This is a genomic window from Pseudoalteromonas apostichopi, from assembly GCF_030297135.1.
GTDB classification, from domain to species: domain Bacteria; phylum Pseudomonadota; class Gammaproteobacteria; order Enterobacterales; family Alteromonadaceae; genus Pseudoalteromonas; species Pseudoalteromonas apostichopi.
In genome coordinates, this window is record NZ_AP028065.1 from 3,463,988 (window position 1) to 3,476,542 (window position 12,555).

Annotated in this window: 11 protein-coding genes; 7 read left to right on the forward strand and 4 right to left on the reverse strand. The window is 39.9% G+C overall.

All coding sequences use genetic code 11. From position 1 onward, the window contains the following. Positions 1-467: 467 nt before the first annotated feature. Positions 468-1,676 carry a porin gene (locus tag QUE86_RS15710; protein WP_286258337.1) on the reverse strand — a complete coding sequence of 403 codons (1,209 nt, stop codon included), beginning with the start codon at positions 1,674-1,676 and terminating at the stop codon, positions 468-470. A gap of 171 nt (positions 1,677-1,847) precedes the next feature. Further along, positions 1,848-2,369: a TetR/AcrR family transcriptional regulator gene (locus QUE86_RS15715; protein WP_286258338.1), complete on the reverse strand. Its 522-nt coding sequence runs from the start codon at positions 2,367-2,369 to the stop codon at positions 1,848-1,850. A gap of 207 nt (positions 2,370-2,576) precedes the next feature. On the opposite strand from QUE86_RS15715, the gene QUE86_RS15720 reads away from it, so the two are divergent. From QUE86_RS15720 to QUE86_RS15750, 7 genes are all read left to right on the forward strand, one after another. Further along, positions 2,577-4,163, forward strand: a complete 1,587-nt coding sequence (locus QUE86_RS15720; RefSeq protein WP_286260411.1) for an ABC-F family ATPase — start codon at positions 2,577-2,579, stop codon at positions 4,161-4,163. Between the two features lie 148 nt (positions 4,164-4,311). After that, the gene (gene purE, locus QUE86_RS15725; RefSeq protein WP_054553887.1) at positions 4,312-4,794 is read left to right on the forward strand and encodes a 5-(carboxyamino)imidazole ribonucleotide mutase; all 483 of its coding nucleotides are present in this window, start codon (positions 4,312-4,314) and stop codon (positions 4,792-4,794) included. Position 4,795: 1 nt separating this feature from the next. Next, complete coding sequence (locus QUE86_RS15730; protein ID WP_286258339.1) at positions 4,796-5,944, forward strand: 5-(carboxyamino)imidazole ribonucleotide synthase; 1,149 nt, start codon at positions 4,796-4,798, stop codon at positions 5,942-5,944. Between the two features lie 370 nt (positions 5,945-6,314). Further along, positions 6,315-6,491, forward strand: a complete 177-nt coding sequence (locus QUE86_RS15735) for a DUF2798 domain-containing protein (protein WP_286258340.1) — start codon at positions 6,315-6,317, stop codon at positions 6,489-6,491. Continuing rightward, positions 6,488-7,420, forward strand: coding sequence for a YeiH family protein (locus QUE86_RS15740; RefSeq protein WP_256854414.1), 933 nt, complete (start codon positions 6,488-6,490; stop codon positions 7,418-7,420). Before QUE86_RS15735 ends, QUE86_RS15740 begins: the two co-directional genes overlap by 4 nt. Then, entirely contained in the window at positions 7,417-8,580 is a 1,164-nt protein-coding gene (locus QUE86_RS15745; protein ID WP_250661980.1) for an endonuclease/exonuclease/phosphatase family protein, read from the forward strand. The genes QUE86_RS15740 and QUE86_RS15745 overlap by 4 nt, the downstream gene beginning before the upstream one ends. Before the next feature lie 105 nt (positions 8,581-8,685). Then, entirely contained in the window at positions 8,686-11,178 is a 2,493-nt protein-coding gene (locus tag QUE86_RS15750) for a prolyl oligopeptidase family serine peptidase (protein WP_286258345.1), read from the forward strand. 73 nt (positions 11,179-11,251) lie between these two features. On the opposite strand, the gene QUE86_RS15755 is transcribed toward QUE86_RS15750, so the two are convergent. Both QUE86_RS15755 and rrtA read right to left on the reverse strand, forming a co-directional pair. Continuing rightward, on the reverse strand, positions 11,252-11,845 hold the full coding sequence (locus QUE86_RS15755) for a hypothetical protein (RefSeq protein ID WP_286258348.1): 594 nt from the start codon (positions 11,843-11,845) through the stop codon (positions 11,252-11,254). A gap of 53 nt (positions 11,846-11,898) precedes the next feature. Further along, the gene (rrtA, locus tag QUE86_RS15760; RefSeq protein WP_286258352.1) at positions 11,899-12,483 is read right to left on the reverse strand and encodes a rhombosortase; all 585 of its coding nucleotides are present in this window, start codon (positions 12,481-12,483) and stop codon (positions 11,899-11,901) included. Positions 12,484-12,555 lie beyond the last annotated feature (72 nt).

A 12,555-nucleotide genomic window follows, 5' to 3' on the forward strand; every position in this document is an offset into this window, starting at 1 on the left:
TCAATGCAGTTGTTGAGCTATAAATGCTTAAAATGAATGGCTAATAGGGTAGTTATAATCTTTATAACAAGTTTAAGCCAAACGTTTTATGACTTGGCATCATACAGTTCCAAAAAACACTCAATACTTGTTTAACTTAAATGTACTTAATGTAACTAGCATCACACCAATAGCAAAGCCCATAACTAAACCACCAGATAAATCGGAGCTAACACCTAAAACAGTATCCGATTCTCTGACATGTGTTAGCCAGTAAAAGAGCAGAAATGAAACGCTAGAGATTGCACAGAGAAGAATAAGTTTGGTCCTGTTAGACATATTAACCTCAATTATTTTCATTTTTTTAGTTTTATGACTGTTAAGTAATAGCATTTGTTGGTTGATATTGCGACAAAAAAGAAAAATGTATTGCAGTATTTTTATCGTGAGTTAAAGCCCACAAAAGTGGGCTTTAGTGTTAATCGTGATTACAAAGTGTAATTAAAACCAATGGCAATACCGTCATCTTCGGTTTGTGACATCTGTGCTTCTTGCTCAGCGTCATTACTCGAAAAGTCGCTAAAGTCTTTACGGGCTTCAATATATAAAATGGTATCTTCTGCCATGAAGTAGTGCGCACCAATTACTGCAAATTGACGCTTAAATACATCTTCAGGATCGGCATTAAAGTTTGGCTGAATAACATAGTCATCGCCGGCATCAAATACGTTATAAGCTACAAAGGTACGAATGTCATTATCAAAGCGATAGCTGAAGATAGACTCCAAACCAACGGCATCTTTAATTAAGCGACCTAAGTTGTCAGTATCGTGGTTTTCGTTTTTATTTATATTCGCTGATGCATACCAACCAGGCTTATAAAAATCACCATAGGTAATGCCCATACCATAAATTAAATCATTTACAGATTGGTTTCTCCCACCTGCATACACGATATCAAACTGACCGCGGTTAACACCCGCAGTTACTTTTAAATTAGGGCTAACCGAGTAGGTGAGTGCGGCGCCATAAGTAGAATTAAATTCTACTTTTTGTGCGGCGTTATTTCCTTGGTTCCAAAGTACCTCACACGATCTCATTGATATATCAACGATATCACAGGTATAAAAGTCATCAGATTTCAGTTGTGCTTGAAGCGCTAAATGAAAATTACCCCAGGTATTGCGATACTGCAGTACTTTATCGCCGCGACCTGTGCCATTTACAGCACCGTCATCTTTATTGTAGGTATAAACACCTGCAGCATTACCATCCCATACTAAGCTGTAGTTGGTGTTGTAAACAACATCGTACCATACACCCCATTGTTTACCTAAAGTGACTTGGCCGTAATCGTCATGTTTAAGACCAACATAGCCTAAACGGTTATATAAAAACTCATCTTGAATTGATTCAAAGCGATTGCTGTATACGATATCGCTGCTACCAACAGGGTTAACACCCCATTCAAGTAAAGCAAAAGCTTGCCAGCCGTTTTTTAATTGGCGCTTAAAATCAAAATTAATGCGTGATGCACCGTTTACTACCTCAGTTTCGCCTTGCGTATTAATAATTCTTGCATCGATAAAGCCACCAACAGTAACGCTATTGGTTTGGTCGTTATAGATTTCGATGGCATTGGCTGTCGGTATGGCAATCATGCCTGCAACAAATAAGGCAGTGTCTGTTCTTTTCATAAAGTACCTTGATTAATAATTGTCCCTAATAGGTATAATTTAGTTAAAGGTAGGAGATTATCAAAGCTAAAATAGGGTAAAAAGTGAAAAATTATCATGCAACAAAGCGTCTTTGAGGAAAAATTATTCATTTTAGGTTCACTATATTGAATTATCAATGAGTTACCAAGGCTAAAAAATAGACACTTTCTGGCTTAGCGTTCTAAGCATTAATTTAGTATTTGGTGTTTCGGCACCTAGACCATATAACAAGGTCATAAAATAGCAGTCGAGTAATATAGCTGCTTTTACTTTATTAAATTGCGGCTGGTCGGCAAAAACTAATGATTGTATTAGCTCCATGTGCTGTTGCTGGAATGGCTGTGAAAACAATCGCTGGCTAAAAAGCACTTTATAAAAGCGATGATGTAAACAATAAAACTGATAAAAATATTGCGCGTAATGATTAATCTTTAAGCGAGCAGGGCGGTGTATATCCGTTTCTTTGGCGCGTTCCAGCACATCATTAAATTTATCATCAAGGCATGCTTCTAAAATAGCCACTTTATCAGAGAAATGATTAAACAAGGTGCCCACTGCTATGTTGCTTGCTGCAGAAATTTGCCTCGTTGAAGTATCATTAAACCCTTGCTCAGTAAAAAAATGCCAAGCCGCCTCTAAAATACGTTGGTGAGTATCTGCATGTTTGCTCATTCTTAACCTACTGTTTATAAATGGTTATTTTAAAAGTGAGCGTGCTCATATGGTTAAGTGAGCGCGCTCATTAAAGGTAGTCGCTAGGTGTGAGCTTGTAAAATTAGCGGGAGTATTTAATTAAACTTTCATGGCGTGCTAAGCGGCTTTAGTTTAAAATTGCCCGCAGTTTCGTTTTTACTTTTTTACCCGCTGGAGGGTACCGCTATCATTAGTACAGCTAATATCACCATGCAATTTGGTGCTAAACCTTTATTCGAAAATATTTCAGCAAAATTTGGCGATGGTAACCGTTACGGTTTAATCGGTGCGAATGGCTGTGGTAAATCAACCTTCATGAAAATCCTAAGTGGTGAACTTGAGCCATCTTCAGGTAATGTCAGCACAGATCCAAACGAACGTATTGCAAAACTTAATCAAGACCAGTTTGCTTACGAAGAGTTTTCTGTAATCGACACAGTAATCATGGGTCATAAAGAGCTGTGGGAAGTAAAAAAAGAGCGTGACCGTATTTACAGCCTACCTGAGATGAGCGAAGAAGACGGCATGAAAGTGGCTGATCTTGAAACTGAGTTTGCCGAAATGGATGGTTACTCAGCAGAAGCTAAAGCAGGTGAGTTACTAATTGGTGTAGGTATTGGTACAGAGCAACATTACGGCCCTATGTCTGAAATAGCACCGGGTTTTAAACTGCGTGTGTTACTTGCACAAGTGCTGTTTTCTGATCCAGATATCATGCTACTCGATGAGCCTACCAATAACTTGGACATATACACCATCAAGTGGTTAGAAGACGTGTTAAACCAGCGCGACTGTACCATGATCATCATTTCGCACGACCGTCACTTCTTAAACTCTGTATGTACACACATGGCTGACATCGATTATGGCGAGCTTCGTATTTACCCTGGTAACTACGATGAGTACATGTTCGCTGCAACGCAAGCTCGTGAGCGTCTACTTAGCGAAAACGCGAAGAAGAAAAGCCAGATTGCCGAACTTCAACAGTTCGTATCGCGCTTCTCTGCGAACGCTTCAAAAGCAAAGCAAGCAACATCACGTGCGAAACAAATCGATAAAATTCAGCTTGAAGAAGTTAAAGCATCTTCTCGTCAAAGTCCGTTTATTCGCTTTGAGCAAGATAAGCAGTTATTCCGTAATGCGTTAGAGCTAACAAACTTAGCGCAAGGCTTCGAAGAGACCTTATTCAGCGGCCTTGAAGGCTTAGTTGAAGTAGGTGAGCGTATTGCGATTATCGGTGAGAACGGTGTTGGTAAAACAACATTATTAAATACTTTAGCTGGTCGTTTAGCACCAAAACAAGGTGAATTTAAATGGTCAGATAACGCTAATATTGGGTATTACGCACAAGACCATGCTGACGAGTTCGAACAAGACATGAACTTATTTGAGTGGATGGAACAATGGCAACAAGAAGGTGACGACGAGCAAGTTGTTCGTAGTTTCTTAGGTCGTATGCTGTTTTCACAAAACGACATCAAAAAGTCAGTTAAAGTGATTTCAGGTGGTGAGCAAGGCCGTATGCTGTTTGGCAAAATTATGATGCATAAACCAAACATCTTATTAATGGATGAGCCAACCAACCACATGGACATGGAATCTATCGAAGCGCTTAACTTAGCACTTGAAGCATACGAAGGGACATTATTGTTCGTATCTCACGATAGACAATTTGTATCATCGCTTGCAAACCGTATTTGGGAAATCAAAGACGGCAAAGTTATAGACTTTAAAGGTACATACACTGAGTACCTAGCAAGCAAAGAAGCTTAATTAGCTGATGAGTGATTAAAAGCCATGCATGTCATGGCTTTTTTGTGCTTCTAGAGTCGCATCTTGATGTGAGTTAGGTATATAATACCCGCCACAAAATAAGGACAAAAGTCCGCTTTTTAGAAAACAATTTAACTGAGGTGTATTTATGACTGTTGGCATTATTATGGGTTCCAAATCAGACTGGCCAACGATGGAACATGCGGCGTTAATGCTAGAAAAATTCGGCATTGAATACGAAACTAAAGTTGTTTCTGCTCACCGTACCCCTCAATTACTTGCTGACTATGCAAGCTCAGCTGCAGATCGCGGTATTAAAATTATTATTGCTGGTGCAGGTGGTGCAGCGCACTTACCTGGTATGGCTGCGGCGTTTACATCACTGCCAGTTTTAGGTGTACCAGTTAAATCTAAAACACTTAATGGTGTAGATTCTTTATTATCTATTTGCCAAATGCCTAAAGGTGTTGCGGTAGGTACTCTTGCTATTGGTGAAGCTGGCGCTGCTAATGCTGGCCTTTTAGCGGCACAAATTTTAGGTTGCCAACAGCCTGAAATCTTCGCAAAAGTTGAAGCATTCCGTAAAGAACAAACAGACACAATCTTAGCTAATCCTAATCCTGCAGAGTAATATGAATATTCTAATTTTAGGTGCAGGCCAGTTAGCTCGTATGATGAGCTTAGCGGGTGCACCGCTTGATTTAAATGTTGTTGCCTACGATGTGGGAAGTGAAAAAATCATTCACCCATTAACTGGTGAAGTTCGTAACAGCACATTACAACAAGCTATTGATAACGCAGACGCTATCACCGCAGAGTTTGAACACATTCCTGATGATGTACTAACACTGTGCTGTCAAAGCAATAAGTTTTATCCGGGTAAAGCGGCAATTAAAACAGGTGGCGACCGCGCACTTGAAAAAGCATTACTTGATAAAACAAATGTTGAGTGTGCGCCTTACCAATTAATTACAGAAAAAGCGCACCTTATCGCTGCTGTAGAGCGCTTAGGCAAGCCGCTTGTGATCAAAACCTGCCAAGCGGGTTACGATGGTAAAGGCCAATGGCGCTTAAAGTCAGATGACCAAATTGACCAAATCTGGTCAGAAATGGCAGATTTCATTGCATCTGGCACCGAGAGTGCTCCGCACTCTATTATCGCAGAGAAGATGATCCCATTTGACCGTGAAGTATCTATCATTGGTGCACGCGACAAAGCAGGTAACACAGTTATTTACCCATTAACTGAAAATCAACACACCAATGGTGTGCTTACGCTTTCAGTTGCTGGTAAAGAAAAAGCAGCGATTCAAGAACAAGCTGAGCTGGCATTTAACAAGTTAGCGCAAGAGCTTGACTATGTAGGTGTATTAGCAATCGAGTTTTTTGATGTACAAGGTACGTTATTAGTTAACGAAATTGCGCCACGCGTTCATAACTCTGGTCACTGGACACAGCAGGGCACACATTGCTCACAGTTCGAAAACCACATGCGCGCTGTTGCAGGTTTACCACTAGGTAGTACAGAGTGTCTTCGTCCTACTGCTATGATCAACGTATTAGGTCAGCCTTCAATCCCACACTCAGTACTAGCAACGCAAGACGTTACTAGTCACTGGTATGGTAAAACGGCTAAACCGGGTCGTAAGATGGGTCATATCAATGTATCGGCTGATAACCTTCACCAATTAGGTGAGCGTTTAGCAGCACTTGCCGAAATCTTGCCTGAGCAAGACTACCCAGGTGTTGCTGATACCAGCACCCAACTTATTTTAAACTAATCAGTTTAAATTCTTAAAGCCGAGATAAACTCGGCTTTTTAATCGCTATAACTTATACCAATCCGCAATAATACTTAATCATTTTGAGGGATTAAACCTGTCGCTACCTGCGTTAAAAATTTCTCATTTAGAACAACTAAATAACGAAATTTTTGCTTTGTTATCAACAAGGTTTTCTTGCCTCAAAATAGACTACTTAATTAAGCGAATTGGTATTACCCGCAAACTTCGCTAATTTTGTACCTCTTGTCTCAAAGCACTTGCGTCAGGGGTATCTTGCTATAGACTAATATTTTTATATTAATATTAGTTCGTTATGTTACATCCTCGATTAAGAACAGTCGTATTTGCGTTTTTTATGGCGCTGTTTATGTCTGGATTTATGTCTTTAGTGATCAGTATTTTTAACCTTGGTTTAATCGATAACATTGCAGCCATTTGGCTTAAAGCATGGGCTTTTGCTTTTTGTGTCGCATTTCCTACCGTTATTATAGTCGCACCTGTGGTTCATAAGTTAACCAATAAATTTATCAGAGCACCGTTGTGATAGCCGAACGCCCAAAACAATTTCTTTTTATTGCACTATTTTTAGCATCGGCCTTACCTTTTGTTGGCTCTGCTACGGCACTTGTTGTTGGCGCTTTGTTTGCTATGGTTTTAGGTAATCCATTTGCAGTTCAGTCACAAAAAATTAGTAAATGGATGCTAAAGTTAGCGGTTATTGGCTTAGGCTTTGCTGTTGATTTTAGTCAAGTAATAGAAGTAGGGCGCAGCTCAATTGTACTTACTATTGTCAGTATTACCGCGATTATTGGCCTTGGCGAAATTTTATCTCAGTTGTTTAAGTTAAATAAAAATACCGGTGTACTCATATCATTTGGTACTGCAATTTGTGGTGGTAGCGCAATTGCAGCAATGGCGCCAGTTATCAAGGCAAAAGATCACGAAGTCGCGATATCTTTAGCTGTAGTTTTTTTACTTAACGCACTTGGCTTGGTGTTATTTCCAATGATTGGTCATTATTTGGGCCTGACTGAGCATCAATTTGGGGTATGGGCGGCACTGGCTATTCACGATACTAGTAGTGTAGTTGGGGCCTCAGCTGCTTATGGCGCATCAGCTCTTGCAATTGCCACCACTATCAAGCTCACTAGAGCGATGTGGATCATACCGTATACTAGTATCGCAGGTGTTTTTTGGAAATCAGATGAAAAAGCCAGTATCCCATTGTTTATATTTGGGTTTTTAGCGGCTGCATTGATCAACTCAAGCTTCCCTGAGTACCAAACACTCTGGCATGCACTTAATGTTGGCGCTAAACAAGTTTTGGTAATGACCTTATTTTTGATTGGGAGTGGCTTATCAATTTCGGTCTTAAAACAAGCGGGCATTAAACCTTTTATCATGGCGATGATCTTATGGATCATTGTCAGCAGTATTATTTTACTACTTATTGTAGACGGATTTATTTCATGAAAAACGCTTTATTAACTTCTTCAATAGCACTGACTGTAGGCTTATTTGCTAACAATGTATCGGCTGCTGATTTACGAGTTGCGACCTTTAACGTAAGTATGGACGCAACCAACTATGCAAAAAAAGGTGAAGCGATTGATAAAGATGCTTTAAGCAAAGCTTTAGCGAGCAACCACCAGCAAATACGCAACATTGCCGAAATAATTCAGCGTGTAAGACCGGATGTTATTTTACTTAATGAGTTTGATTATATTGATGCAGACAAAGGCATCAACGTATTTCGTAAAAACTACCTGCAAGTATCACAAAATAAGCAGGTTGCTATCGATTACCCGTATTACTTTATTGCACCCGTTAACACCGGTTTAGCTACCGAGTTTGACCTAGATAACGATGGTGTAAAGGGGCATTACAAAGGTGATGCTCAAGGTTTTGGCTTCTTTGAAGGGCATTATGCAATGGCTGTATTGTCGCGCTATCCAATCGATTTAGATAAAGCGCGCACACTACAAACATTCAAATACAAAGACATGCCAAATGCACAAATGCCTATAGACCCTAAAACAGGTAAAGACTGGTACTCTACGGAGGAATGGCAAGCAATTCACCTAAGCTCTAAATCATTTTGGGATTTACCAATTGATGTAAAAGGAAAAACGCTTCATTTGCTTGCTTCGCATCCAACCCCACCGGTTTTTGATGGTGATGAGGACCGTAACGGTAAGCGTAATCATGATGAAGTACGCCTGATTGCAGACTACATCAATAATGCTAACTATATTTATGATGATAAAGGCCAAAAAGGGGGCTTAAAAGCGAAAAGCCGCTTTGTGATTGTGGGTGATTTAAATGCTGCGCCAGAAGGGGGTAAGGCACGCCCGAATACCACAGACCAAATTTTAAAAAATCCATTAGTGAATACCTCTTTTACGCCAACAAGCAAAGGCGCTAAAGAATCGTATAAAGAAGATTACGCTAAAAACTATACCGCTTATTGGCAGGCTCGTGCTGATTACGTTTTACCATCAAATTATGGTATTGAGATAAACGATGGTGGAGTTTTTTGGCCACAGAAAAACTCTGAACTGTTCCGTTTAATTAAAGATCGTAACGCATCGTCTGATCACCGTATGGTATGGCTTGATATCAGTTTAAAATAAGCTGTTATTAAACGGAAAAGTTTGGCTGTTTATCCTATAAAAATTGCTATTTCATCAGTGCTTCTGCTTAAATAGGGCGAATTATAATAACCCGTAAGAAGCACTATGAAATTCAAAACCACTGCTAATAAAACGTTAGTGGCTCTCGCAGTCGCATCTAGCTTCATGCTAGCAGGTTGTCAATCAACCGCCTCAACGCCTTCTGAAGAACAAGTTACCAATGTAGCCCCAGTTGTTGCTACTCCTGCTGATACAGGTTCAGCTGAAATCACGTTAGAGCAAGCAATGGCTCATCCTGATTGGTTAGGTCGTCAGCCTGAGCGTGCTTTCTGGAACGGTGATTCTAACAGTATCGTTTATGCACAAAAGCAACAAGGCAATGAGTTACGCGATTTATACGTTCAAGCGGTAAATAGCCAATCTGCATCACAATTAGCGTTAAATAAACTACACACTGTAGGCGCTAAAAACGCAGTTTACTCAGCAGATAAAAAGCAACAGGCTTATGCATTTGAAGGTAATATCTTCATTAAAAACTTAAGCACTGGACAAATTACGCAAATTACACACGACAGCGCAAAGCAATCAAAACCACAGTTTTTAACTGATGGTAGCCTTGCTTATCGCCAAGGTAATGCATTTTATAAAGTTGATTTAGCAACCGGTCGCCAAGTTGAATTAGTTAACTTACACCTAGATGATGCACCTAAAGGTGTACAAGAGCCAGACACTTATATTGCAAAAGAGCAACACAAACTAATTGATTACATTGCGCTTACTCATAAAAACAAAAAAGATCGTGAAGAGCGTAAAGCACAAATCAACGAACAAAACGACAGCATTGCTAACGCACAGTTTTACTTAGGTAAAGGTAAACGTTTAGCAGATGTACAGCTTTCACCAAATGGCCAAGCACTTGTTGCAGTAACCACAGAAAACCGCTCATGGCGCGATGAAGGCGATATCATGCCTAATTACATTGCCGATGATGCGCGCGTAAAAGCAGAAAAAGTACGCCGTCGTGTTGCTGATGAAAAACCAATCAGCTCAGACGTTGTTTACATTGACCTTAAATCAGGCGAGCAAACAACCCTAGCATTCGATACTTTACCTGGTTTTGATGAAGACGTTCTTGCTGCTGTTAAGAAAGAAAACTACGCTCGTGATGGCAAAACTTATAAGTCTGAAAAAGCACCACGTGCCATCAACCTAATGATGGATTGGGGTTGGGACCAGAGTGCTATTCAATGGAACACAGACGGCTCACAAGTGGCTCTTATGCTTGAAGCATGGGACAACAAAGACCGTTGGTTAGCCACTGTTGATACACAAAACAACAAGCTTGTTTCACAACACCGTCTACATGACGATGCGTGGGTAAACTATGCATACAATGATTTTGGTTGGTTGAACAACTCAGATACCCTTTACTATTTATCTGAAGAGTCTGGTTACAGCCACATTTACAAAAAGCCACTAAACGGTAAAGCAACGCAGATAACTAAAGGCCAATTTGTTGTTTCTAACTTAACGTTAACGGATGATAACTCAGCAATTTACTACAAAGCTAACGTTGAGCACCCAGGTCTTTACGAAATCTATCGTGTAAACCCTGCAAACGGTGAATCTGAGCAAGTAACCAACCTCGATGGTATGACTGACTACCAGTTAAGCCCAGATGAAAGCAAACTATTGCTAACTCACTCAAAAATTATGTCGCCACCTGAGCTTTATGTTGCTGATGCAAAAGCAAATACCCAAGCAACTCAGTTAACGCACACGGTCTCTGATGAGTTCTTAGCGAAGAAACTAATCGCACCTAAGATTGTTGCTGTGCCTTCAAGCCACACTGATCAGCCAATTTACGCAAAAGTATATTACCCAGCTGATTATAAAGAAGGCGAAACGGGTAAAAACCGTAAAGCGGTTATCTTTAACCACGGTGCTGGTTACCTACAAAACTCACACATGGGTTGGTCTGGTTACTTCCGTGAGTTTATGTTCCACTCACTACTTGCTTCAGAAGGCTACGTAGTAATGGACATGGACTATCGTGCATCGAAAGGTTACGGCCGTGATTGGCGTACAGCTATTTATCGTCAAATGGGTACACCTGAGATCCAAGATTTAGCAGATGGCGTAAGCTGGATGGCAGACAACGCAAATGTAGATACACAAGCTGTAGGTACTTATGGTGGTTCTTACGGTGGTTTCATGACGTTTATGGCGCTATTCACACAGCCTGATTTATTCAAAGCAGGTGCTGCACTTCGTCCAGTAACTGATTGGGCTCACTACAATGGTCCTTATACGTCTAACATCTTAAACCACCCAGATGTTGATCCAATTGCCTATGAAAAGAGCTCACCAATTTATTTTGCTGAAGGTCTTAAGAGCCATTTATTGATTAATGCGCCTATGGTTGATGACAATGTATTCTTCCAAGACTCAGTACGTTTAGTACAGCGCTTAATTGAGCTTGAAAAAGAAAACTTTGAAACAGCTATCTTCCCAGTTGAACCACATGGTTTTGTACAACCATCAAGCTGGTTAGATGAATACCGCCGTATTCATAAGCTATTTAAAGAAACCCTGTAATCCAATAGCGTAAATGAAAAACAGCCACTTTAAGTGGCTGTTTTTGTTTGTAATAGAATTTATCTAAAAGGGGTTATTTGCAGTAAAATTCACTCACATCGAGCACAGTTTTACCTTCCTCTGAGTCGTTTTGAAAAATTAGATCATCCCCCTCTAGGCTCATTTCATAGTCTCTCATCCATGATAGATTGGCTATTAACTCCAATTCATAGCGATTAAAGGAAGCAGGGCACTTTAAATACACATAATGGTGCGCTTTTCCAAAAGCACCTGGGTCTGCTGTATAAACATAAAAAGTACGGTTATTAAATGTTTGCTCTTGATAAATGTAATCTTTATTTGAGCTGAAAGTTGCATCCAAAAATACAACTAAGGACACTGCCATGAACATCAAACAAGCATACAAAAAGCTTATTATAATTAAGGTGTTGGCGAATATTCTATTGTTAAAAAGCGTTCTAACTTCTTGGTATTTCATGAGCAATAAAGTAAAGCCTAAAATAGATGAGCTAAGTATTATTACATTGGTTACCTGAGAAACATCACTCATATACCTAGGTGATACAAAATTTAAATTAATATATGAGCTTAAAAAGCCAAGCAGCAATGGGCCATAAAGACAAAGCAAGATGAGGCTTAGATAAAAGCGGCCTTTATTTTCTTTCATTTAAAGTTCCTTTTTCTAGCTAATAAAGAGCTGTAATAAGAAAGCGAGTAAGGTTACTCGCGATTTCTTATTATTTTTATAAAGACAGGCAAAGCGAGTAGTGTGCCACCAACTGCGCCGATAAAGTGGGCATCAATGGCAACATTAGACGCGATTAACTGACTTACCGATTCACTCGGGCCTGCAATTTGCTCCCAAATCACTTTAGCCCAGGTACCCGCAAACAATAACCAGCCTGAAAACATGCCTGCTTGTACATCTTTAACTGCACCCCAAATAATCACACCATGCAGAAGGGCACTTAATCCGGTGTAAATTTCGATATCTGGGCAAAATAGCCAGACACCTAATCCACACCATAATGCAAGAATAGTAATATTAAACGCATAGCGAGCAGGGCTTGTATACTCAGCATGCAAGGCCCAAATTAATAAAATCCCGGCACAATTCAGGCCTAAATGGGGCCAATTTGCGTGTACAAATTGGCTGGTGAAAATACGCCAAAATTCACCATTTGCAACTAAATCACGGTTAAATTCAAGATATTCATTTAAGTTGAAAGTTGCAAACAACGAACTAAGTAGTACTAAACACAAAGGAGGCAGAATATATTCTAGTTTCAGGGGCAGGTTTATCATGTTATTTTTATTGTATCTGAGATTGTCGCCTATTGTGCACGTTTAATTTTAAGATGCCAAATACACTACGGG